Raw genomic sequence first — 22,636 nt, 5'->3', positions numbered from 1 at the left:
CGGGGCGGCACCGCCCCGCCGCACGTCACCCGGCGTGCCTGCTCGCGGCCAACTCGGCGAGCTGGTCGAAGGTCCGCACGAGGGTGGCGCGTCGCTGTTCCCGCACGGCGGGTTCGGGCTGGAGCCCGTCGATCGACTCGTCCCAGACGGCCAGGAACCTGGTCCGCCAATCAGCGATGGTGTCCGGGTCGGGCAGGACGGCCCCGACGTAGTTCTGTCGCGCGATGAGGTGCAGCAGTTCGAGGTTGCAGGGCACGGCGACGCCCCAGTATTCGTCGGGCTCGATCTCGACGGGGTCGCCGGCCATCGCCTCGGTGACCTCGTCGATGAGGCGACCGGTCAGGATCGCCAGATGGTCGGCGGCCGTGTCGCTGTCGAAATTGCCGTGACCCCAGGTCCCCATCGTCCCTCCGCAGGTCGTTCCCGTGCTCCTCGGCGGCATTGAACCAGGCCGGCACAACCGTCGCGCGGCTCACTCGCGCACTATGGCGTGGTGCCGAACGCATCCTCAAGGACGAGGCGAGCGCGCGGAGGGACGTCCTCGTCGGGGAACACGTCCGAGCACAGCGACAGTGCTTCCTCGACGGAGCCGAGGTTGAGGTGCTGCACCAGAAACCGGATGTCGTCAGCATCTCTGCGGCGCGCGGCCATGATCTTCATGGCAAGCAGGTGCTCCGGCGACGCCGCTGACACGCGCAGCCCCGGATGGTCGAAGACCCGTGCCGCGGATGGATCTCCGCCACCAGAAGCGGATCGGGGTCCGTCACGCCACCTCCAGTTCCTGGGGGGCGATGAATACGCCACGGCGCCGGAAGGCGGCCGGCGCGTGCACGATCGCGTCGACGCGGGCGGCGCGCGTGTTGAACGGGAACCAGAAGCGTCGCAGCGACCGTGACTGTGCCCAGTCAGGAGCGGCTCGTCCGTCCTGCGCCGCAAGGTGCTCTGCCAGCGCGGCCAGGAAGACGTCCCATCGGTCGTCGCCGGTCGGCGAAGGCTCGGGCGAGAGGAGCTGCGCGCGTTTGGCGGCCGGCTCCCACCGGTATTCCTCGAGGAATTCCGCGACGAAGCGCCAGCGAAGATGGTCGTCGGCGGTGGACAGCAGATTGGCGAGCGCCGCCAGTGTCATCGGCTCGTACCGGCGGCCGCGTTCAGGAGCGCTCACGCGTCCGACGGTAATACAGATGTTCTGCCGATGCGCTGATCGACCGGAGGAGACTGACGGAAGCGATGCCCAACCGGCTGCATGTTGTTGCGATCTCGTGCATAGTGATACAGTCGTGAGCGGGGACAACGGAGGGAGCGCTCGGCATGGGCATCGCGGTGGCGGTCGTCGGGGCCAGCGGGTACGCGGGAGGCGAGCTGCTGCGCCTGCTCGGCGCTCACCCGACCTTCGACATCGTGGCGGCCACCGCGCACCGCAACGCCGGCGCCCCGGTGCACTCCGTGCACCCGCACCTGGTCAGCCTGGGCCTCACCTTCGCGCCGACCGAGCCGGCCGCGCTCGCCGGCGCCGACCTGGTGTTCCTGGCGCTGCCGCACGGCGAGTCCGCCGCGCTGGCCGCGCAGCTCCCGGCCACCACCAGGATCGTCGACCTGGGCGCCGACTTCCGGCTCTCCGACGCCGCGCTGTGGGCCCGCTACTACGGCGGCACCCACGCCGGCACGTGGACGTACGGGCTGCCCGAACTGCCCGGCCAGCGCGAGCTGATCAAGCAGGCCGACCGGGTCGCCAACACCGGCTGCTACGCCGTGGCCACCACCCTGGCGCTCGCCCCACTGATCGCGGCCGGCGTGGCCGACCCCGACGACGTCGTGGTCGTCGCCTCGTCCGGCACCTCCGGCGCCGGGCGCAACCTCAAGGCCCACCTGCTCGCCACCGAGGTGATGGGCGACCTGTCGGGCTACAAGGTCGGCGCTCACCAGCACGTACCCGAGATCAAGCAGGCCACCGGGGCGCGCGGCCTGTCGTTCACCCCGATCCTCGCCCCGATGCCGCGCGGCATCCTGGCGACCGTGACGGCGCGGCCCACGGGCGACATCGACGCCGCCGGGGTCCGGGCGGTGCTCGCGGCCGCGTACGACGGCGAGCCCTTCGTGACCGTGCTGCCGGAGGGCGCCTGGCCGCACACGGCCGCCACCTACGGCTCCAACGCCGCGCACCTGCAGGCCACGGTCGACATCGACAGCGGCCGGATCATCGTGCAGTCCGCCATCGACAACCTCGGCAAGGGCGCCGCCGCCCAGGCCGTGCAGTGCGCCAACCTGATGTGCGGCCTGCCGGAGACGGCCGGCCTGAGCGCCCTGGGAGTTGCCCCGTGAGCGTTACCCATCCCAAGGGATTCCGGGCGGCGGGCGTCGCCGCCGGCATCAAGTCCAGCGGCGGGCCCGACGTGGCGCTCGTCGTCAACGACGGCCCGGACGCGACCGCCGCGGGCGTGTTCACCACCAACAAGGTCAAGGCCGCCCCGGTGCTGTGGAGCCAGCAGGTCCTGCGGGCCGGCATCGTGCGCGCGGTCGTGCTCAACTCCGGCGGCGCCAACGCGTGCACCGGCTCCGGCGGTTTCCAGGACACCCACCGCACCGCCGAGCACGTGGCGGCGAAGCTCACCAAGGGCCGGTCGGTGCTCGGCGCGGCCGACGTGGCGGTCTGCTCCACCGGCCTGATCGGCGAGCGGCTGCCCATGGACAAGCTGCTCACCGGCATCAACGCGGCCGTCCGGAACCTCGCGCGCGACGGCGGCCCGGCCGCGGCCGAGGCCATCATGACCACGGACTCCCGCGCCAAGACCACGGTCGCGCAGGGTGTGGGGTGGAGCGTCGGAGGCATGATCAAGGGCGCGGGCATGCTGGCGCCGGGCCTGGCCACGATGCTGTGCGTGCTCACCACGGACGCGGTGGCCGACCAGGAGACACTGGACACCGCGCTGCGCGCGGCGACCGCGAGGACGCTCGACCGCATCGACTCCGACGGCTGCATGTCCACCAACGACACCGTGCTGCTGCTGGCCAGCGGCGCGAGCGGCATCCAGCCGACGCCCGAGGAACTCTACGAGCAGGTGCACGCCGCGCTCGACGACCTCGGCCGGCAGCTCATCTCCGACGCCGAGGGCGCCACGAAGGAGATCCGCATCGAGGTGCGCGCGGCGGCCAGCGAGGCCGACGCCGTGACCGTGGGACGCGCGGTCGCCCGGTCCAACCTGTTCAAGACCGCGATGTTCGGCAACGACCCCAACTGGGGCCGCATCCTGTCCGCCGCCGGCACGGCCGACGCCGACTTCGTCGCCGACAACGTCGACGTGGCCGTCAACGACGTGTGGATCTGCAAGGGTGGCCAGGCCGCCGACGACCGCTCGAAGGTGGACCTGTCCGGCCGCGACGTGCACGTGCTCATCGACCTTGGCGCAGGCGAGGAGACCGCCACCATATGGACGAACGACCTGTCCCACGGATACGTGCACGAAAACTCGGCGTACTCGACATGAGCCGGTCCGCGACCCGCACCCGCGACCTCGGCATCGCCCTGGGCAAGGCCAGCACCCTCATCGAGGCCCTGCCCTGGCTGATCCGCTTCCACGGCAGCATCATCGTCGTCAAGTACGGCGGCCACGCCATGCTCGACGCCGAGGTGCAGAAGGCGTTCGCCGCCGACCTGGTGTTCCTGCGGTACGTGGGCCTCAAGCCCGTCGTGGTGCACGGCGGCGGCCCGCAGATCTCGTCGATGCTCGGCAAGCTCGGCATCGACAGCGAGTTCCGGGGCGGCCTGCGGGTCACCACGCCCGAGGCGATCGACGTGGTGCGCATGGTGCTCGTCGGCCAGGTCGGCCGCCAACTCGTCGGGCTGCTCAACGGGTACGGGCCGATCGCGGTGGGCATGTCGGGGGAGGACGCGGGGCTGTTCACGGCCGTACGCCGGCCCGCGTTCGTGGACGGTGAGCCCGTGGACGTCGGCCTCGTCGGTGACGTCGCCGAGGTCAACGCAGAGGCGGTCACCGACCTCATCGACGCCGGGCGCATCCCGGTCATCTCCACGGTCGCGCCCGACGCCGACGGGGTCGTGCACAACCTCAACGCCGACACGGCGGCCGGCGCGCTGGCGGTGGCGCTCGGCGCCCGCAAGCTGATCGTCCTGACCGACGTCGAGGGTCTCTACCCGCACTGGCCCGACAAGTCCGTGATGCTGTCGCAGATCGACGCGGACGGCCTGGAGGTGCTCCTGCCCACGCTTGAGTCGGGCATGGTGCCGAAGATGGAGGCCTGCCTGCGCGCGGTGCGCGGCGGGGTGCCCGCCGCCCACGTGGTCGACGGCCGCGTGCCCCACTCGGCGCTGCTGGAAGTTTTCACCGACGAAGGATTCGGAACGATGGTGGTGCCCTCATGACCTCCCTGACCCAACGGTGGGAAGCCGCCGTCATGCCGAACTACGGGGTGCCCAACGTCGCCCTCGTGCGCGGCGACGGTGCCACGCTCACCGGCGAGGACGGCACGTCCTACGTGGACTTCCTCGGCGGCATCGCCGTCAACGTGCTCGGCCACGCCCACCCGGCGATCATCGAGGCGGTGACCCGGCAGCTGGCCACGCTGGGGCACGTGTCCAACCTCTACGCCTCGCCCCCCGCGGTCACGCTCGCCGAGAAGCTGCTGTCGCTGGCCGGCCGGCCCGGCAAGGTTTTCTTCGCCAACTCGGGCGCCGAGGCCAACGAGGCCGCGTTCAAGCTGTCGCGGCGCACCGGCCGCGAGCACGTCGTCGCGGCGGCCGGCGCGTTCCACGGGCGCACGATGGGCGCGCTCGCGCTGACCGGCCAGCCCGCGAAGGCCGACCCGTTCCGGCCGCTGCCGGGCCAGGTGACCCACGTGACGTACGGCGACGTCGACGAGCTGGCCGCGGCCGTGACCGACGGGACCGCCATGGTCATCCTCGAACCCATCATGGGCGAGGGCGGCGTGGTGGTCCCGCCCCCCGGCTACCTCACGGCGGCGCGGGAGATCACCGAGCGGCACGGCGCCCTGCTCGTCCTCGACGAGGTGCAGACCGGCATCGGCCGCACCGGGCACTGGTTCGCCCACCAGGCCGAGGGGGTCGCGCCGGACGTCATCACCCTCGCCAAGGGCATCGGCGGCGGCCTGCCGCTGTCCGCGATGATCGCGTTCTCGGACACCGCCTTCGGCGACGCCACCGCGCTGCTCGGCCCGGGCATGCACGGCACGACGTTCGGCGGCAACCCGGTCTGCTGCGCCGCCGGTCTCGCCGTGCTCGACACGATCGAGTCCGAGCATCTGCTCGACCACGTCAAGCAGATCGGGGAGCGGCTGCGCCGCGATATTGAGGCGCTCGGCCACCCGTTGATCGAGGGCGTGCGCGGCGCCGGGCTGCTGCTCGGCATCGTGCTGCGCGAGCCGGTCGCCGGAGCCGCCGTGACTGCCCTGGCCGACGCCGGGTTCCTCGCCAACGCCGCCCAGCCGGACGTCATCCGGCTCGCCCCGCCGCTCATCATCACGGCCGAGCAGGCCGACGCCCTGATCGCCGCCCTGCCCGCAGCTCTGGAGACGGCATGATCCGGCACTTCCTCCGCGACGACGACCTGACCCCGACCGAGCAGTCCGAGGTTCTCGACCTCGCCGCCGAACTCAAGAAGGACCGGTTCGCGAAGCGGCCGTTCGAGGGCCCGCAGTCGGTCGCGGTGATCTTCGAGAAGCCGTCGCTGCGCACCCGGATCTCGTTCGAGGCCGGCATCGCCGAGCTGGGCGGGCACCCGGTCATCATCGACGCGCAGACCACCCACTTCGGCCGCGGCGAGTCCATCGCCGACGCCGCCCGGGTGCTGTCGCGGTACGTGCGGGCGGTCGTGATCCGCTCGCACGCCGACGCGCGCGTGGCCGAGCTGGCGGCCGCCTCCAGCGTGCCCGTGGTCAACGCGCTCACCGACGGGTTCCACCCGTGCCAGATCCTGGCCGACCTGCTCACCGTGCGCGAGCGCCTCGGCGGCACGGCCGGCCGGACGCTGACCTTCGTCGGCGACGGCGCGAACAACATGGCCCACTCGTACCTGGTGGGCGGGGCGACGGCCGGCATGCACGTACGCATCGGCAGCCCCGAGGGATTCGACCCGGACCCGGCCGTCGTGGCCCGGGCGGCCGAGATCGCGAGGGCCACCGGCGGGTCCGTGGCGACGCTGCGTGACCCGGCCGAGGCGGTCGCCGGCGCCGACGTGGTGGCCGCCGACGCGTGGACCTCCATGGGACAGGAGGGCGACGGCAAGGACCGGCTCACGCCCTTCCGTCCGTACCAGGTGAATGAAGATCTCATGCGCGGAGCCGCCGGCGACGCGATCGTGCTGCACTGCCTGCCGGCCCATCGGGGTGAGGAGATCACCGACGCGGTGATGGACGGGCCCGCGAGCGCGGTGTTCGACGAGGCCGAGAACCGCCTGCACGCCCAGAAGGCGCTGTTGACCTGGCTGGTGACGGCATGACCGCCGTGGTGCCGACCTCCAAGCCCGCCCGGCACGCGCGGATCGTCGAGCTGATCCGCGCGCAGGGCGTGCGGTCGCAGACCGAGCTGGTCGACCTGCTCGCCGCCGACGGCCTGCACGTCACCCAGGCCACCCTGTCGCGCGACCTGGAAGAGCTGGGCGCCGTGAAGGTGCGCGGCACGGACGGCAGCGCCCCCGTGTACGTGATCCCGGAGGAGGGGCGCGGCCCGCTGCGCACCGCCGAGCAGGCCCCCGCCCGGTTGCAGCGGCTGCTGCGCGAGCTGCTCACGGGCGCCGACGCGAGCGGCAACCTCGTCGTCCTGCGCACCCCGCCGGGTGCCGCGCAGTTCCTGGCCAGCGCTTTCGACCGCTCGGGCCTGCCCGACGTGGTCGGCACGATCGCCGGCGACGACACCATCCTCGTCGTCGCCCGGGAGGAGCCCACCGGCGTGACATCCGCCGGGCGCGCCCTCGCCGACAAGCTTCTCAACTGGGCCGGCAGGCCCGCCTCTAATGAACAGAAGGAGCACTCTGATGACTGAGCGGGTCGTACTCGCCTTCTCCGGCGGGCTGGACACGTCCGTCGCCATTCCGTATCTCGCCGACAAGACCGGCGCCGAGGTCATCGCCGTGGCCGTCGACGTGGGCCAGGGCGGCGAGAACATGGACGCCATCCGGCAGCGCGCGCTCGACTGCGGCGCGGTGGAGTCCGAGGTGGTCGACGCCCGCGAGGAGTTCGCCACGGACTTCTGCCTGCCGGCGTTGCGCGCCAACGCCCTCTACATGGACCGCTACCCGCTGGTGTCGGCCCTGTCCCGGCCGCTGATCGTCAAACACCTGGTGGCCGCGGCCAAGAAGTACGGCGGCACGATCGTGTCGCACGGCTGCACCGGCAAGGGCAACGACCAGGTCCGCTTCGAGGTCGGCATCGGCGCGCTCGCGCCCGAGCTGAAGGTCATCGCGCCGGCCCGCGACTACGCGTGGACCCGCGACAAGGCGATCGCGTTCGCCGAGGAGAAGCAGCTGCCGATCGAGGTGTCCAGCAAGTCGCCGTACTCGATCGACCAGAACCTGTGGGGCCGCGCGGTCGAGACCGGCTTCCTCGAGGACATCTGGAACGGGCCCATCGAGGACATCTACGACTACACCGCCGACCCGGCCGTGGCCCGCGAGCCCGACGAGGTCGTGATCACCTTCGAGGCGGGCGTGCCGGTCGCGATCGACGGCAGGTCGGTCTCCCCGTACGAGGCGATCGTCGAGCTGAACAAGCGCGCGGGCGCCCAGGGCGTGGGCCGCCTCGACATGGTCGAGGACCGGCTCGTCGGCATCAAGAGCCGCGAGGTGTACGAGGCGCCGGGCGCGATCGCGCTCATCACCGCCCACCAGGAGCTGGAGAACGTCACCGTCGAGCGCGACCTGGCCCGCTTCAAGAAGGGCGTCGACCAGCGCTGGGGCGAGCTCGTCTACGACGGCCTGTGGTTCAGCCCGCTCAAGCACGCCCTCGACGCGTTCATCGACGACACCCAGAAGCACGTCTCCGGCGACATCCGGCTGACCCTGCACGGCGGCCGCGCCGTGGTCACCGGCCGGCGCTCGGCCGCCTCCCTGTACGACTTCAGCCTGGCCACCTACGACTCGGGCGACATGTTCGACCAGTCGCTGGCCAAGGGCTTCGTGCAGCTGTGGGGCCTGCCCAGCCGCCTGGCCTCGGCGCGCGACGCGCGGCTGGGCTGAGCTTCCCGTTCCCCACGGCGCCCCGGTCCCCGCAGGACCGGGGCGCCGTCCCCTGAGAGGATGTACGGCGTGACGAGCAACACTTCGGCCCTGCGGCTGTGGGGCGGGCGGTTTGCCGGCGGCCCCGCGGAGGCGCTGGCGCGGCTGTCCGTGAGCGTGCAGTTCGACTGGCGCCTGGCCCCCTACGACCTGGCCGCCTCCCGCGCCCACGCCCGCGTGCTGTCCGACGCCGGCCTGCTCGACGCCGAGGAACTCGGCCGCATGCTGGCCGCCCTCGACGACCTGGAGGCCGCCTGCGCGTCGGGGGAGTTCCGGCCCACGGTCGAGGACGAGGACGTGCACACCGCCCTGGAGCGGGGCCTCATCGAGCGCCTCGGCACCCTGGGCGGCAAGCTGCGCGCCGGCCGCTCCCGCAACGACCAGGTCGCCACCGACCTGCGCCTGTACCTGCGCGACCACGCCCGGGGCGTGGCCGGCCGCGTGGTGGAGCTGGCCGAGGCGCTGCTGGAGCAGGCTTCCCGCCACCTGGATACGCCCGCGCCCGGCATGACCCACCTGCAGCACGCCCAGCCGGTCAGCTTCGCCCACCAGCTGCTCGCGCACGCCCAACCGCTGCTGCGCGACCTCGACCGGCTGCGCGACTGGGACAAGCGCGCCGCCGTGAGCCCGCTCGGCGCCGGCGCGCTGGCCGGCTCGTCGCTGCCGCTGGACCCGACCCGGGTCGCGAAGGAGCTGGGGTTCGCCACGGCCGCGCCCAACTCGATGGACGCCGTCGCCGACCGCGACTTCGTCGCCGAGTTCCTGTTCGTCGCCGCGCTCGTCGGCGTGCACCTGTCGCGGCTGGGCGAGGAGGTGGTGCTGTGGACGTCGCAGGAGTTCGGCTGGGTCGAGCTGGACGACGCCTTCGCCACCGGGTCGTCGATCATGCCGCAGAAGAAGAACGCCGACATCGCCGAACTGGCCCGCGGCAAGTCGGGCCGGCTCATCGGCGGCCTGGTGACCGTGCTGACGATGCTCAAGGGCCTGCCCCTGACGTACGACCGGGACATGCAGGAGGACAAGGAGCCCGCCTTCGACGCGGTCGACACCCTCGAACTGGTCCTGCCCGCCCTCGCCGGCATGATCTCCACCATGACGGTCCGGGTGGACCGCCTGGTCGAGGCCGCCCCGCGCGGCTACACCCTGGCCACCGAGGTCGCCGAGTGGCTGGTCCGCCAGGGCGTACCGTTCCGGGAGGCGCACGAGATCACCGGCTCGCTCGTGGCCCTGTGCGTGTCGCGTGACTGCGGCCTCGACGAGGTCTCCGACGACGACCTGGCCGGCATCAGCCCGCACCTGACCCCGCAGGTGCGCTCCGTCCTCGACGTGCGCGGCGCCCTGCAGGCCCGGACGACCTTCGGCTCCACTGGTCCCGGCCCGGTCGCCGACCAGCTGGCCGCCGTGGGCCACCAGCTGGAGAACTGGCGCGACTGGGCCGCGGAGCGTGTCGTGCCCCGCTAAGGCGACCCGGCGCGGAGGTAGGGCCATGCGGACCGCGCCGCCGGTCACGTCAGGTGACCGGCGGCGCGGGGGCGCTCAGGAGGAGAAGAACAGGCCGCCGAAGCCGCGCTTGCGGTGCCCGTGCCCGTAACCGCCGTAGCCGTAGCCCGGCTGCGGCGGGTAGGGCGCGGGTGGCGGCTGCTGGGGATAGGCGTGCTGCTGAGGTGGCGGGGGCGCGCTGAGCTGCGCCTCCAGCCGGGTCAGCGCCTCCAGCTCACCGAAGTCGAGGAAGATGCCGCGGCAGCTTTCGCACTGCTCCAGGTGCACGCCGTTGCGCTCGTACGTGCGCATGTTGGCCTGGCACTTGGGACAGCGCAGAACATTGGTTGGTCCTGTCATTGCGCCATTGTCCGTCGGCCACGCAACCCGGGTCACGTCGGACATGCCGCGATCTGCGCGCACGCCCGCAACAGGTGACCTTCCAACGCGTCGGGATACCCGCCGGCCGGGGCGCCGGCCCGCTTCGCCGCCATCGAGACGACGGCGGCCCGGGTCACGGCGTCGAGTGCCGTCCACCCGGCCGGGTCCTCGGCGGTCCCGCCGCCGGGTCGCAGCGCCGGCCCGCCGGCCGCCCAGTACGCGTCAAGGAAGCCCCGGAACTCGTCCTCGAGGACCACGCCGAGCGCGCGCAGGGCCGCGAGCCGGGCGAAGTCCCACACCGGCGGCCCGACGCCGAGGTCGTCGACGTCGATCAGGCGCCACCCGCCGTCGCGGGCGACGAGCTGGCCGAGGTGCCAGTCGCCGTGGACGACGGTGAGCGGGCCGGGCGGCGCCGCGTCCCCGCGCGCCCAGTCGGGCACGGTGCGCCAGGCAGCCGCCACGACGGCCTGAGCCCGTCCACCGTCGCGCAGCGCGCCCACGTTGTCGGCCGACCGCCGCGCAGCGCCGCAGGCGGGCAACCCGCCGGCGGGCGGGGTCAGGGTGTGCAGCCGCGCGAGCAGCGTCGCCGCCTCGACCCAGGGCACGCGGGCCGGGTCGACGGCGACCGGCCGGCCGTAGGGCCACACCGACACCAGGCGCCCGCCCACCGCGATCGGCTCCGTTTCCAACGGCGCCAGCAGCACCTCGGCGAGCGGCGTTCCCGCCGCGGCCGCGAGCCGGACCCGCAGGGCCGCCCGGTCAGTGCCGGGGGCGTGCGCCTTGACCACCACCGCGCCGCACCGCACCAGCACCGCGCCGGCGGCAGGCCGCTGGTCCGCCCGCGGCAGGGGCACCACGTCGGCGTCCGGCCCCGCGTAGCGGCGGCCGACGCCCCCCAACGCGTCCAGGAGCGGGGCCTCGGTCACCCGCCCAGTCTGCCGTGCGGCGCCGACCGGCACCGGCGCGCCCCGGGTGGCGTTTCTAGGATGCGTTCGTGCGCACCTGGCGGGTACTCCTGGTAGTCCTGGTCACGGTCGTGGCCGTGGTCGCGGTCCTGTGGCTCGCCCAACGGCGCCTGATCTACTTTCCCGACCCGGCCGCGCCGGCCGCGCCGCCGGACGTGCGCGAGGTGGCGCTGGAGACCGCCGACGGTCTGCGGCTGTCCGCCTGGCTGCTGCCGCCGACCGGCGCCGACCGCGGGTACGCCGTGCTCATGACGCCGGGCAACGCCGGAAACCGGGCCGGGCGGATCGTGCTGGCCCGTTCGTTGGCCGACGCCGGGCTCACCGTCCTGGTGGTCGACTACCGCGGCTACGGCGGCAATCCGGGCAGCCCCACCGAGGAGGGCCTGGCCCTGGACGCCCGGGCGGGCCTGGCCCACCTTTCCGCCGCGGGGTTCGCGCCCGGGCGGGTCGTCTACTTCGGTGAGAGCCTCGGCGCGGCGGTCGCCACCGGCCTGGCGGCCGAGCATCCGCCGGCCGGCCTGGTGCTGCGCTCGCCGTTCGTGGACCTGGCGGCGGCGGGCCAGGTCCACTACCCGTTCCTGCCGGTACGGCTGCTCCTGCGGGACAGGTTCGCGGTCGCGGAGACCATCGCGCGGGTACGCGTCCCCACGGTGGTGATCTACGGCGGCGCCGACGCCACGGTGCCGCCCGACCAGAGCCGCGCCGTGGCGGACCGCGCCGCCGGCCCGGTGACCGTCGTCGTCATCGACGGGGCCGACCACAACGACGCGGAGCTGTTCCACGGACCGCGGATCACCGGGGCCGTGACAGACCTCCTCGACCGGCTCGGCTGACGGGCAGTACGTCGCAGTCGGGCGACGCGGGTGGGCCGCCGAGCGGGTAATGCCACCCGAAACGGGTAAGGGGCGCACATGACTGGACTGGTCTCGACCGCCATGGTCACCGTCGATGCCCCTCCGGAGCGCGTCTGGGACGCGCTGACCGACCCCGCGACCATCGAGAGGTACCTGATGGGCTCCCGGGTCACCTCGGACTGGACGCCGGGCAGCCCCATCACCTGGGAGGGGGAGTTCGACGGCCGGCCCTACGCCGACAAGGGCGAGGTCCTGGTCGCCGACCCCGGCCGGCTGCTGCAGGTCTCCCACTACAGCCCGCTGTCCGGGCAGCCCGACGAGCCGGAGAGCTACCACACCCTCACGTACGTGCTCGACGCCGTCGACGGTGGCACGCGCGTCGTGCTCACCCAGGACAACAACGCGAGTACGGACGAGGTCGCGCACACGGGCGCGTTCTGGCAGGCGATGCTCGACCGACTCAGGGACGTGGTCCAGCGCGACTGACGCCCAGGTGGGCCAGGACGGCGTCGCGCTGGCCCACGATCGAGTGCCCCACGCCCGGCAGCACGCGCACGTCCGCGTGGGGGACGGTGCCGGCCAGCCGCCGGGCGGTGTCCCGCGAGTCGAGCATGGCGTCGCGCTCGCCGGCGATGACCAGCATGGGCATCGTCAGGCTCCGCAGCGCGTCGTCGCTGAAGACCGGCAGGCGGTCCCGGCGCGGCAGGAAATGCTGGTGGGTCAGGGTCATGCCGTCGAGGAACTCTTCGGCGCCGGCCAGGTCGAGCCCGGCGACCGCCCGCAGCGTCCGGCGTACCCCCCAGCGCCCGAACGGCTTGAGCAGGAGCGCGGGGAGCACCCATCCCCACGTCTGCCGGCCGATGCCGCCCGGGCACAGCAGCGCCAGGTTGGTCACGCGGCCCGGCCGGCGGGTGGCGTAGTCGATGGCCAGCCAGCCGCCCAGGGAGGCGCCGACCACGGCGGTCGTGGTGACGCCGAGCCCGGCCAGCACGTCGTCGAGCCAGAGGGCGTGCGCCTGGGTGTCCAATGCCGGGCGGGCCGGCGCGCTCAGGCCGGGCTCGCCGATCACGTCGACGGCGTACACCCGGAAGTGCTCCGCCCAGGTGCCGACGTCGCCCATCCACATGGCCGCGTTGGTGCCCGAGCCGTGCAGCAGCACCAGCGGCGGCGCCTGCTCGCGGCCGGACACGACGACGAACGTCTCACCCTCGCGCGTCGGCACCCGCCGGTGCTCGTAGGGCACCGGCCAGGCGCGCAGCGTCTCGGCGTAGCGCTCGCGGACCCGCCGTCCGCCGGCCTCGGTCCGGTAGATGGTCGTCATGGCGTCACCACCGTGTCGATGAACTCCAGCAGGCGGGCGCTGTCGCGCAGCCCGCCCAGGACGATGACCTTCAGCCGGCCCCGCGCCGCGTCGTAGACGGTCTCCACGCGCAGCGGCGCGTCGCCGGCGCGGCGGGTCGCGGTGGCGCCCATCAGCAGGGTGCCCACCCGGTCGGCCGTGTCCGGGCTGACCGCGTCGATCTCGACGATGCTCGACACCTCGACGTGGCGCTGCCGGCGCACGGTCTGCTCCGCTGGCGCCGGGCGCCCGGTGAACGCCTCGAGGTCCTCCCGCGCGATCCGGTACTGCTTGCCGATGCGGACGGCCTTGATCCGGCCGTCGCGCACGTAGCCGCGGACGGTGCGCACGTGCAGGCCGAGCAGGTCGGCGACCTGGTCGACGGAGTACAACTGTTGTTCCATAAAACGACCTTAACACCTCTGAGTTAAGGAAGGATAGGGAAGCATAAGGAGTGTTAGGTTGCTGACGGTAGGCTCGGCGGTGTCATGGGATCCGAGTGGGCGGCGCTGGCCGGCGACGATGTGACGGTGGCGGCCCGGTCGCTGCTCGGGTGCCGGCTCACGACCGGCGCGGGCACCGCCGACGCGGTCACCGTCCGCCTCACCGAGGTCGAGGCGTACGCCGGCCCCGTCGACCCGGCCTCGCACGCCTACCGGGGCCGCACCCCACGCAACGAGGTCATGTTCGGCCCGCCCGGGCACCTGTACGTGTACTTCAGCTACGGCATGCACTGGTGTCTCAACGTCGTGTGCGGGCCGGACGGGACCGCCGCCGCCGTGCTGCTGCGCGCCGGCGAGGTGGTCGCGGGCGTCGACACGGCACGCACGCGGCGACCGACCGTACGCCGCGACGCCGACCTGGCGCGCGGCCCGGCCCGCCTGGCGCAGGCGCTCGGCCTCGACCGCTCGGCCTACGGCACGTACCTCCTGGGTCCGGGGACGGTCGCGAGCCTCGCGCCGCCCGCGCGGCCGGTGCCACCCACGGCCATCGCGCGCGGCCCGCGCGTGGGAGTGTCGGCCGCCGCGGACGTCGCCTGGCGATTCTGGCTCGTCGACGACCCGACGGTGAGCCCGTACCGCCCGCACGCCCCACGTGACCGGCAGCGGCGGGCAGCGCCCCAGGGCCCGGCCCGGCCGGGACGCTAGGCCTAGCCCGCCACGCCCGGGCGTACCCGAGTCGGACTCCCGGGTCCACACCACGCGAACGGGACCTTCGGCCCTCACCAGGTAGGGCCGTAACGCTCCACCGCACGGCCCCACGAAGCAAAAGAATTGGCGGTGAGAACGCCAGCGCCGCGCGGAGCCCGACCGGGCTGTCGCCGGCGTGGCACCGACCGGGAGGAACCGCCATGTCCAAGCCCGCGACCGCGACCGTGCTGGAGCGGCCCGCCGTGAAGCCAGACCGGGTCGGGACGGCCCCGGACGCCGATCGCGAACCCGCCGCCGAGGTGGACGGCCTGGTCGAGAACGCGCTGCGGGCGCTGGCCGACTTCGAGAGCCTCACCCAGGAACAGATCGACCACATCGTGAAGAAGGCCTCCGTGGCCGCCCTGCACGAGCACGTGTCGCTGGCCCAGGAGGCGGTCGCGGAGACCGGGCGTGGGGTGTTCGAGGACAAGGCCGTCAAGAACATCTTCGCGTGCGAGCACGTCACGCACCACATGGCCGGGATGAAGACCGTCGGGGTCATCGCCCGCGACGACATCAACGGCATCGTCGAGATCGCCGAGCCGGTGGGCGTGGTCTGCGGGGTCACGCCGGTGACCAACCCGACCTCCACGACCATCTTCAAGGCCCTGATCGCGCTGAAGACCCGCAACCCGATCGTGTTCGCCTTCCACCCGGCCGCGCAGCGGTGCTCGGCGCGGGCCGCGCGGATCGTGCGCGACGCCGCGATCGACGCGGGCGCCCCGGCGCACTGCATCCAGTGGATCGAGCGGCCGTCGCTGGCCGCCACGACCGCGCTCATGCAGCACCCCGGGGTGGCCACCATCCTCGCGACCGGCGGCAACGCGATGGTGCGGGCGGCGTACTCGGCGGGCAAGCCGGCGCTGGGCGTCGGTGCGGGCAACGTGCCGGCCTATGTGGAGCGCACCGCGAACGTCGCCCGCGCGATCAACGACCTGGTGCTGTCCAAGTCGTTCGACAACGGCATGATCTGCGCCTCCGAGCAGGCCGTCATCCTCGACGCCGACATCTACGACGTGGCGATGGAGGCGTTCGCGGGCCTGCGCGCGTACCGGGTCAACGCCGCCGAGAAGAAGCAGCTGGAGAAGCTCATCTTCGGCGTCACGGCCCGCGGCGCCGGTTGCGACGAGGCCGCCCTCAACGCCGACGTGGTCGGCCGGGGCGCGCCCTGGATCGCCGCGCAGGCCGGCTTCGAGGTGCCGCCGGAGACGTCGGTGCTGCTGGTCGAGGTCGACGAGGTCGGCCCGATCGAGCCGCTGACCCGCGAGAAGCTCTGCCCGGTGCTGGCCGTGCTGCGCGCGTCGAGCCGCGCGCAGGGCCTGGACTACGCCGCCCGGATGGTGGAGTTCCACGGCCTGGGCCACAGCGCGGTCATCCACACCGAGGACGCCGACCTGGTCGAGGAGTACGGCAAGCGCGTCAAGGCCGTGCGGGTGCTGTGGAACTCGCCCGCCTCGCAGGGCGCCATCGGCAACATGTACAACGCGCTCATCCCGTCGCTCACGCTGGGCTGCGGCAGCTATGGCCGCAACTCGGTGTCCAACAACGTCTCGGCGGTGAATCTCATCAACGTCAAGCGCGTCGCCCGCCGCACCAACAACCTGCAGTGGTTCAAGGTGCCGCCGAAGATCTACTTCGAGCCGCACGCCATCCGGTACCTCGCGGACATGCCCGACGTGCACCGCGTCACGGTCGTCACCGACCCGACGATGACCCGGCTCGGCTACGTCGACCAGCTCATCACGGTGCTGCAGACCCGCTCGGAGCGGGTGTCGCTGCAGATCATCGACGACGTGGAACCCGAGCCGAGCGTCGCCACGGTCGACCGGGGCGCCGAGCTGATGCGCGGCTTCCAGCCGGACACGATCATCGCGCTGGGCGGCGGGTCCGCGATGGACGCCGCGAAGGTGATGTGGCTGCGCTACGAGCACCCGGAGGTCGTCTTCGCCGACATGCGCGAGAAGTTCTTCGACATCCGCAAGCGGGCGTTCGCCTTCCCGACGCTGGGGGACAAGGCGCAGCTGGTCTGCGTGCCCACCACGTCGGGCACGGGCGCCGAGGTCACCCCGTTCGCCGTCATCACCGACACGGCGACCGGCCACAAGTACCCGCTGGCCGACTACGCGCTCACCCCGAGCGTGGCGATCGTCGACCCGACCCTGACGGCGAAGCTGCCGCCCGTGGTGACGGCCGACAGCGGCTTCGACGCGCTCACCCACGCCATCGAGTCGTACGTGTCGGTCTACGCCAACGACTTCACCGACGGCCTCGCCCTGCACGCCATCCGGCTGATCTTCGGCCACCTGGAGCGGGCGGTGAAGCACGGCGACGACGCGGTGGCGCGGGAGAAGATGCACAACGCCGGCACGATCGCCGGCATGGCGTTCGGCAACGCGTTCCTCGGCATCGTGCACGCGATGTCGCACACCCTGGGCGCCACGTTCCACGTCGCCCACGGCCGCACGAACGCGCTGCTGCTGCCGCACGTCATCCGGTACAACGGCACCCCGCCCACGAAGCTGACCGGCTGGCCCAAGTACGAGAACTACCAGGCCCCGCAGCGCTTCCAGCAGATCGCGCAGACGCTGGGCCTGCCGGCCGGCACCCCCGCCGAGGGCGTCGAGTCGCTCGCGACGGCCGTGGAGAAGCTGCGCGACGCGGTCGGCATCGAGCGCGGCTTCGCCCAACTCGGCGTGGATGAGAAGGCGTTCCTCGCCGCGCTGCCCCAGCAGGCGCTCAACGCGTACGCCGACCAGTGCGCTCCCGCCAACCCCCGCATGCCGATGCTGGCCGACATGCAGGAACTCATGAAGGCCGCCTATTACGCCTGAGGCGAAAGCGTCGCGCCGGATCGGTATCTATGACTACCAATCCGGCGCGACGCTCGTCGTGACCCTCGCCGGAGAAGGCGGGCCATGGCACTCTCAACGTATGGCGGGCAAGCGCGAGGTATGGCGCGTCGAGGCCGACGACGCGTGGCTCGCGCGGCACTCCTCGGACACCTTCGGCCGGATGCGCCGCCGGCTGGCGCGTTTCGGGCTGCTCGGCGAGGCCGTCTCGCACGCCGAGCTGGGGCCGTTCGCGGGCGCGCCCCGCAACCCGCAGCTGCGCCGCACCGGCAAGTCGTACGCGGTCATCCGCTACACCGAATACCAGATCAGCTACACCACCGTCCACATCGAGCTGGCGTGGTGCCGTCGCTGCGGTGAGCGGTTGGAGATACACCAGGTCGTACGCCTCAACGAGCGCGTCGGACGCAACGTCGTCGGCGCCGTGCGCGCGTGCCGGCGCTGCAACGCCGGCTCGTGGCTGTTCCACTCCCGGATGCCCGCCACCCGGCGGGCCGCCGCCCGGTCGCGGTACGTGGTTCTGTGATCCGCTACTGTCCAGCGCTGTGACTCGCTTGACCACAGGAATCGCCGCCCGCCTGAGCCGCACGCCGCTGGCCGGCCTGGTCCGCCGCCCGCCCGCCTCCCCGGTGCCGTACCCGCGCCCCCCGCGCGGCCGGCACCTCGCCTACGCACCGGAGCTCGACGGGCAGGCCGACCCGGGCGAGATCGTGTGGACCTGGGTGGCCTACGAGGACGACCCCCGGCAGGGCAAGGACCGCCCGGTGCTCGTCGTCGGCCGGGAGGGCACGAAGACGCTGCTCGGCCTCATGCTCTCCAGCAAGGACACCCGCGACGGGCAGCGCGGCTGGTTCGCCCTGGGCGCGGGCGCCTGGGACGCCGACGACCGCCCGAGCTGGGTCCGCCTCGACCGGGTCCTGCGCATGCGCGAGGACGGCATCCGCCGCGAGGGCGCGATCCTCGACCGCAAGCGTTTCGACGCCATCGCCGCGCAGCTGCGCCACACCTACGGGTGGCGCTGACCGCGAGGCACCATGGTGGGGTGAACACGTCGATCGCCGCGCTCGCCGACCTCGTCAGCGGCGGTGGTGTCGTGGTGCTCACCGGCGCGGGCATCTCCACAGAATCGGGCATTCCGGACTATCGCGGCCCCAGCGGCGTCGCGCGTCGACACACGCCCATGACGTACCAGGTCTTCACCGGCGACGCGGCGGCGCGCCGGCGGTACTGGGCGCGCAGCCACGTCGGCTGGCGCACGATCGCGCGGGCCGCGCCCAACGCGGGACACCGCGCCGTCGCGCGCCTTCAGGAGTACGGGCTGGTGGCCGGCATCGTCACCCAGAACGTGGACGGGCTGCACCAGGCCGGCGGCGCGCACGACGTCAACGAGCTGCACGGCAACCTCGACCGGGTGGTCTGCCTGGACTGCCGCTCGACGACCTCCCGGGAGGTCCTCGACGGCCGGCTGTGGGCCGCGAACCCGGACCTGCACGCCCGGGCCCTGGCCGTGAACCCGGACGGTGACGTCGAACTCGCCGACGAGATCGTCAACCGGTTCCGGATGGTCGACTGCGCCGGCTGTGGCGGCACCCTCAAGCCCGACGTCGTGTTCTTCGGCGAGACGGTGCCGCGCGAGCGCGTACTCGCCGCGTTTGACTGTGTGGACGCGGCCCGGGCGCTGCTCGTGCTGGGGTCCTCGCTCGCGGTGCACTCCGGGCGGCGGTTCGTCACCCACGCGGCCCGCCGCGGTATCCCGGTCGCGATCGTCAACCAGGGGCCGACGCGCTCCGACGACCGCGCCCACGTGCGCGTCGACGCCCCCCTCGGCACCGTCCTGCCCGCCCTCGCCGCGGCCTGTGCGAATCGCGATGGGGCCCGGGCGGTGCCCGGGCCCCATCGCGTCGCCCAGTTAGGCGGGTGACTCGGACCTGTCGCCGGCCCACTGCGTGTGGAACGTGCCCTCGGCGTCCACGCGGCGGTACGTGTGGGCGCCGAAGTTGTCGCGCAGGCCCTGGATGAGCGCGGCGGGCAGGCGGTCTCGGCGCAGCCCGTCGTAGTACGCCAGCGACGACGAGAACGCCGGCGTCGGGATACCGGCCGCGGCCGCGCTGGCCACCACCCGCCGCCAGCTCGGCACGCCGTCGGCGACGGCCTTGGCGAAGTACGGGTCGACCAGCAGCGAGGGCAGCTTCGGGTCGTTGTCGTACGCCTCGCGGATGCGGTTGAGGAAGCGGGCCCGGATGATGCAGCCGCCCCGCCAGATCATGGCGGTCGCCCCCCGGTCGATGTTCCAGCCGAACTCCTCCGAGCCGGCCTGGATGTGGTCGAAGCCCTGGGCGTACGCGACCACCTTCGACGCGTACAGCGCCGCCCGCACGTCCTCGATGAACGCGTCCCGGTCGGCCACCGCGAGCGGGGTCCCGCCCGCGTCGGCGAAGGCCCGCCGCGCGGCGGCGCGCTGGTCGGCGTGGCCGGACAGGGCCCGGGCGAAGGTGGCCTCCGCGATGCCCGTGATCGGGATGCCCAGGTCCAGGGCGCTCTGCACCGTCCAGCGGCCGGTGCCCTTCTGCTCGGCCTGGTCGAGCACCACGTCGACGAACGCCTTGCCGGTCTTCGCGTCCGTGTGCGCGAGCACGTCGGCGGTGATCTCGATGAGGAACGACTCCAGGTCGCCGGAGTTCCAGGTGCGGAAGATGTCGGCGATCTCGGCCGGGGAGGCTCCCAGGCCCTCGCGCAGCAGGTCGTACGCCTCGGCGATGAGCTGCATGTCCGCGTACTCGATGCCGTTGTGCACCATCTTGACGAAGTGACCGGCGCCGTCCGGGCCCACGTGCACGCAGCACGGCTCGCCGTCCACCTGCGCGGCGATCGAGCGGAAGATGGGCCCCAGCTTCTCGTACGACTGCGCCGAGCCGCCCGGCATGATGCTCGGCCCGAGCAGGGCACCCTCCTCGCCGCCGGACACACCCGTACCGACGAAGTGCAGGCCCTGCTCGCGCAGCGCGGCCTCGCGCCGGCGGGTGTCGGCGAAGTGCGCGTTACCGGCGTCGATGATGATGTCGTCGGGTTCGAGCAGCGGCACGAGCTCGTTGATGACCGCGTCGGTCGGGCCGCCCGCCTTCACCATGATGATCACCGCGCGCGGCCGCTCCAGCGAGGCCACGAAGTCCGCCATCGATTCGCTCGGGATGAACGTGCCCTCGTCACCGTGGTCGGCCACGAGGCTGCGGGTGCGCTCGACCGAACGGTTGTGCAGGGCAACGACGTACCCGTGGCGGGCCAGGTTGCGGGCGAGGTTGCGGCCCATGACCGCCAGCCCGGTGACCCCGATCTGCGCGAGCTGGCCGCTCGCGTGCGTCTCACTCATCGGCTCTCACGTATCTGTCGTCGGAGAAAAAGGTCTGTCAGGCGCCATTATGGCCGTGGCCCGGGCCGCGGCCCGGGCCGCCCGCCCCGGCGTCGCGGAAAGCGGTGGCGGGCCGCCGCCGGGGTTGCCACGATGGGCCCATGACCACGACCGCGGAGATCAGGCGCATCCGGTCCGACGAATGGCCCCAGCTGCGCGAGCTGCGCCTGGCGGCCCTCAAGGACACGCCGACCGCGTTCATCGAGGCCTACGACCAGTCCGTCCGCCAGCCGGATGACTTCTGGATCGGGCGCGCCGCGCGCGGCGCCACCGACGCCGCCCTGGCGACCTTCGTGGCCGTCGTCGACGGCCGGTTCGTCGGCATGACGGTCGCCATGCTCGAAGCCGATGACGACCGGGTCGCCAATCTCGTCGGCGTCTATGTCAGCCCGCCGTGGCGCGGCCGGGAGCGCGGGGTCACCTCCGCCCTGTTCGACACCGCGATCGGCTGGGTCCGCGCGCAGGGCGGCACCCGCCGCGTCCAGCTCTACGTCACGGAGGGCAACGAGCGCGCGGCCGCCTTCTACCGCCGGTACGGCTTCGTGCCCACCGGTGCGACCGTCCCCTATCCGCCGGACCCCAGCATCCAGGAGATCCACATGGAGCTGCCGGGTGCGCTCCTTTCGGCCCCGCCAGGATGAGGGACAATCTCGACCGTGACCGACATCATCGACGAACTGCAGTGGCGCGGGCTCATCGCGCTCTCCACCGACCTGGACGCCCTGCGCGCGACCATGGCCCGTGAGCCGCTCACGTACTACTGCGGGTTCGACCCGACGGCGCCCAGCCTGCACTTCGGCAACCTGCTCCAGGTGCTCACGCTGCGGCGCCTGCAGCTGGCCGGTCACAGGCCGCTCGCCCTCGTCGGCGGCGCGACGGGCCTCATCGGCGACCCGCGCCCCACGGCCGAGCGCGTGCTCAAGACCAAGGAACAGACGGCCGAGTGGGTGGAGCGCATCCGCGTCCAGATCGCGCCGCTGTTGGACTTCTCCGGCGAGTACGCGGCCCGGATGGTCAACAACCTGGACTGGACCCAGGAGCTGTCCGCGCTGGACTTCCTGCGCGACATCGGCAAGCACTTCCGGGTCAACACCATGATCAAGAAGGATGCGGTCTCGGCCCGGATGAACTCCGACGCCGGCATCAGCTACACCGAGTTCAGCTACCAGATCCTGCAGGGCATGGACTACCTGGAGCTGTTCAAGCGGTACGGCTGCCGGCTGCAGACCGGCGGGTCCGACCAGTGGGGCAACCTGACCGCCGGCACGGACCTGATCCACAAGGTGACCGGCGAGTCCGTGCACCTGCTCGCCACCCCGCTCATCACGGACGCCTCGGGCGAGAAGATCGGCAAGTCCACGGGCGGCGGCAGCGTCTGGCTCGATCCGGAGATGACCAGCCCGTACGCCTTCTACCAGTACTTCATCAACGTCGAGGACTCCCTCGTCGGCACGCTGCTGCGTGCCCTGACGTTCCTCGACCGGGAGGAGATCACCGCGCTGGAGAAGGAGACCGCCGACAAGCCGGCGGCACGGGCCGGCCAGCGCCGGCTGGCGGCCGAGGTGACGACCATCGTGCACGGCGCAGCCGAGACCGCCCAGGCGGTCGCCGCGAGCCAGGCCCTCTTCGGCCGTGGCGCGCTGACGGAACTGTCCGCGGCCACCTTGCGCTCCGCGCTGGTCGAGGCTGGTCTCACCGAGGTACGCGGGCCGCTGCCGCCGGTCGCGGCGCTGCTCAAGGAGTCAGGCCTCGCGGCGAGCATGAACGAGGCGCGCCGGACCATCACGGAGGGTGGCGCCTACGTCAACAATGAGCGCGTCACGGACATCGAGGCCGTGGTCGACCCGGCCCAGTTGATGCACGGGCGCTACCTCGTCCTGCGGCGTGGCCGGCGGACGATCGCCGGGGTGGAGTCCATCCCTGGATAGCG

The 22,636-nt window shown here is 72.7% G+C and carries 25 protein-coding genes; 17 read left to right on the top strand and 8 right to left on the bottom strand.

Annotated features, from left to right (window positions below):
* Positions 1 to 25: 25 nt before the first annotated feature.
* The 3 genes from ABD191_RS20635 to ABD191_RS20625 form a co-directional block, all read right to left on the bottom strand.
* Entirely contained in the window at positions 26 to 403 is a 378-nt protein-coding gene (locus ABD191_RS20635; protein WP_344084473.1) for a DUF4259 domain-containing protein, read from the bottom strand.
* 80 nt (positions 404 to 483) lie between these two features.
* Positions 484 to 660, bottom strand: coding sequence for a hypothetical protein (locus ABD191_RS20630; RefSeq protein WP_344084470.1), 177 nt, complete (start codon positions 658 to 660; stop codon positions 484 to 486).
* Between the two features lie 103 nt (positions 661 to 763).
* Entirely contained in the window at positions 764 to 1,162 is a 399-nt protein-coding gene (locus ABD191_RS20625; protein WP_344084467.1) for a hypothetical protein, read from the bottom strand.
* Between the two features lie 146 nt (positions 1,163 to 1,308).
* Here ABD191_RS20625 and argC point away from each other — a divergent pair, with 146 nt between their 5' ends.
* Genes argC through argH form a run of 8 tightly spaced genes read left to right on the top strand, consistent with a single transcriptional unit; the run spans position 1,309 to position 9,704 of the window.
* Entirely contained in the window at positions 1,309 to 2,319 is a 1,011-nt protein-coding gene (gene argC / locus ABD191_RS20620; RefSeq protein WP_344084464.1) for an N-acetyl-gamma-glutamyl-phosphate reductase, read from the top strand.
* Positions 2,316 to 3,482: a bifunctional glutamate N-acetyltransferase/amino-acid acetyltransferase ArgJ gene (gene argJ / locus ABD191_RS20615; RefSeq protein WP_344084461.1), complete on the top strand. Its 1,167-nt coding sequence runs from the start codon at positions 2,316 to 2,318 to the stop codon at positions 3,480 to 3,482. Before argC ends, argJ begins: the two co-directional genes overlap by 4 nt.
* A complete protein-coding gene (gene argB / locus ABD191_RS20610; RefSeq protein ID WP_344084458.1) occupies positions 3,479 to 4,378 on the top strand; it encodes an acetylglutamate kinase in 900 nt (299 codons plus the stop codon). The genes argJ and argB overlap by 4 nt, the downstream gene beginning before the upstream one ends.
* Positions 4,375 to 5,553: an acetylornithine transaminase gene (locus ABD191_RS20605; RefSeq protein ID WP_344084456.1), complete on the top strand. Its 1,179-nt coding sequence runs from the start codon at positions 4,375 to 4,377 to the stop codon at positions 5,551 to 5,553. Before argB ends, ABD191_RS20605 begins: the two co-directional genes overlap by 4 nt.
* Positions 5,550 to 6,470 (top strand): ornithine carbamoyltransferase, encoded by a 921-nt coding sequence (gene argF / locus ABD191_RS20600; protein WP_344084453.1) that lies wholly within the window; start codon positions 5,550 to 5,552, stop codon positions 6,468 to 6,470. Before ABD191_RS20605 ends, argF begins: the two co-directional genes overlap by 4 nt.
* On the top strand, positions 6,467 to 7,012 hold the full coding sequence (locus ABD191_RS20595; protein WP_344084450.1) for an arginine repressor: 546 nt from the start codon (positions 6,467 to 6,469) through the stop codon (positions 7,010 to 7,012). The genes argF and ABD191_RS20595 overlap by 4 nt, the downstream gene beginning before the upstream one ends.
* Positions 7,005 to 8,204 carry an argininosuccinate synthase gene (locus tag ABD191_RS20590; RefSeq protein ID WP_344084447.1) on the top strand — a complete coding sequence of 400 codons (1,200 nt, stop codon included), beginning with the start codon at positions 7,005 to 7,007 and terminating at the stop codon, positions 8,202 to 8,204. Before ABD191_RS20595 ends, ABD191_RS20590 begins: the two co-directional genes overlap by 8 nt.
* A gap of 60 nt (positions 8,205 to 8,264) precedes the next feature.
* Positions 8,265 to 9,704: an argininosuccinate lyase gene (argH, locus tag ABD191_RS20585; protein ID WP_344084444.1), complete on the top strand. Its 1,440-nt coding sequence runs from the start codon at positions 8,265 to 8,267 to the stop codon at positions 9,702 to 9,704.
* 75 nt (positions 9,705 to 9,779) lie between these two features.
* Here the strand turns inward: argH and ABD191_RS20580 are convergent, their stop codons facing one another.
* Both ABD191_RS20580 and ABD191_RS20575 read right to left on the bottom strand, forming a co-directional pair.
* Positions 9,780 to 10,082, bottom strand: coding sequence for a TFIIB-type zinc ribbon-containing protein (locus ABD191_RS20580; RefSeq protein ID WP_344084441.1), 303 nt, complete (start codon positions 10,080 to 10,082; stop codon positions 9,780 to 9,782).
* Positions 10,083 to 10,114: 32 nt separating this feature from the next.
* Positions 10,115 to 11,029: a phosphotransferase family protein gene (locus ABD191_RS20575; protein WP_344084438.1), complete on the bottom strand. Its 915-nt coding sequence runs from the start codon at positions 11,027 to 11,029 to the stop codon at positions 10,115 to 10,117.
* 68 nt (positions 11,030 to 11,097) lie between these two features.
* Here ABD191_RS20575 and ABD191_RS20570 point away from each other — a divergent pair, with 68 nt between their 5' ends.
* Both ABD191_RS20570 and ABD191_RS20565 read left to right on the top strand, forming a co-directional pair.
* On the top strand, positions 11,098 to 11,901 hold the full coding sequence (locus ABD191_RS20570) for an alpha/beta hydrolase (RefSeq protein ID WP_344084435.1): 804 nt from the start codon (positions 11,098 to 11,100) through the stop codon (positions 11,899 to 11,901).
* A 78-nt stretch (positions 11,902 to 11,979) separates the two neighbouring features.
* Positions 11,980 to 12,408: an SRPBCC domain-containing protein gene (locus tag ABD191_RS20565; protein WP_344084432.1), complete on the top strand. Its 429-nt coding sequence runs from the start codon at positions 11,980 to 11,982 to the stop codon at positions 12,406 to 12,408.
* Here ABD191_RS20565 and ABD191_RS20560 read toward each other — a convergent pair.
* Positions 12,383 to 13,243, bottom strand: coding sequence for an alpha/beta fold hydrolase (locus tag ABD191_RS20560; RefSeq protein ID WP_344084429.1), 861 nt, complete (start codon positions 13,241 to 13,243; stop codon positions 12,383 to 12,385). The two genes, ABD191_RS20565 and ABD191_RS20560, sit on opposite strands and share 26 nt — an antisense overlap.
* On the bottom strand, positions 13,240 to 13,665 hold the full coding sequence (locus ABD191_RS20555; protein ID WP_344084426.1) for a helix-turn-helix domain-containing protein: 426 nt from the start codon (positions 13,663 to 13,665) through the stop codon (positions 13,240 to 13,242). Before ABD191_RS20555 ends, ABD191_RS20560 begins: the two co-directional genes overlap by 4 nt.
* Positions 13,666 to 13,749: 84 nt before the next feature.
* Here ABD191_RS20555 and ABD191_RS20550 point away from each other — a divergent pair, with 84 nt between their 5' ends.
* From ABD191_RS20550 to ABD191_RS20530, 5 genes are all read left to right on the top strand, one after another.
* Positions 13,750 to 14,409 (top strand): DNA-3-methyladenine glycosylase, encoded by a 660-nt coding sequence (locus tag ABD191_RS20550; RefSeq protein ID WP_344084423.1) that lies wholly within the window; start codon positions 13,750 to 13,752, stop codon positions 14,407 to 14,409.
* A 203-nt stretch (positions 14,410 to 14,612) separates the two neighbouring features.
* Positions 14,613 to 17,282 carry a bifunctional acetaldehyde-CoA/alcohol dehydrogenase gene (gene adhE, locus ABD191_RS20545; protein ID WP_344084420.1) on the top strand — a complete coding sequence of 890 codons (2,670 nt, stop codon included), beginning with the start codon at positions 14,613 to 14,615 and terminating at the stop codon, positions 17,280 to 17,282.
* 100 nt (positions 17,283 to 17,382) lie between these two features.
* A complete protein-coding gene (locus tag ABD191_RS20540) occupies positions 17,383 to 17,826 on the top strand; it encodes a hypothetical protein (protein ID WP_344084417.1) in 444 nt (147 codons plus the stop codon).
* A gap of 76 nt (positions 17,827 to 17,902) precedes the next feature.
* Positions 17,903 to 18,322 (top strand): type II toxin-antitoxin system PemK/MazF family toxin, encoded by a 420-nt coding sequence (locus ABD191_RS20535; RefSeq protein WP_344084689.1) that lies wholly within the window; start codon positions 17,903 to 17,905, stop codon positions 18,320 to 18,322.
* A 20-nt stretch (positions 18,323 to 18,342) separates the two neighbouring features.
* Entirely contained in the window at positions 18,343 to 19,221 is an 879-nt protein-coding gene (locus tag ABD191_RS20530; RefSeq protein ID WP_344084414.1) for an NAD-dependent protein deacetylase, read from the top strand.
* Here ABD191_RS20530 and gndA read toward each other — a convergent pair.
* Complete coding sequence (gene gndA, locus ABD191_RS20525) at positions 19,210 to 20,667, bottom strand: NADP-dependent phosphogluconate dehydrogenase (protein WP_344084411.1); 1,458 nt, start codon at positions 20,665 to 20,667, stop codon at positions 19,210 to 19,212. The genes ABD191_RS20530 and gndA overlap by 12 nt on opposite strands.
* 140 nt (positions 20,668 to 20,807) lie before the next feature.
* Between gndA and ABD191_RS20520 the strand changes: the two genes are divergently transcribed.
* Both ABD191_RS20520 and tyrS read left to right on the top strand, forming a co-directional pair.
* The gene (locus tag ABD191_RS20520) at positions 20,808 to 21,347 is read left to right on the top strand and encodes a GNAT family N-acetyltransferase (RefSeq protein WP_344084408.1); all 540 of its coding nucleotides are present in this window, start codon (positions 20,808 to 20,810) and stop codon (positions 21,345 to 21,347) included.
* A gap of 15 nt (positions 21,348 to 21,362) precedes the next feature.
* On the top strand, positions 21,363 to 22,634 hold the full coding sequence (gene tyrS, locus ABD191_RS20515; protein ID WP_344084405.1) for a tyrosine--tRNA ligase: 1,272 nt from the start codon (positions 21,363 to 21,365) through the stop codon (positions 22,632 to 22,634).
* Positions 22,635 to 22,636: the final 2 nt, after the last annotated feature.

The sequence above is a fragment of the Luedemannella helvata genome (assembly GCF_039528415.1).
In the GTDB taxonomy this organism is placed as follows: Bacteria; Actinomycetota; Actinomycetes; order Mycobacteriales; family Micromonosporaceae; genus Luedemannella; species Luedemannella helvata.
The sequence above is the reverse complement of the archived record's forward strand: the minus strand, read 5'-3'. Positions and strand labels throughout refer to the sequence as shown.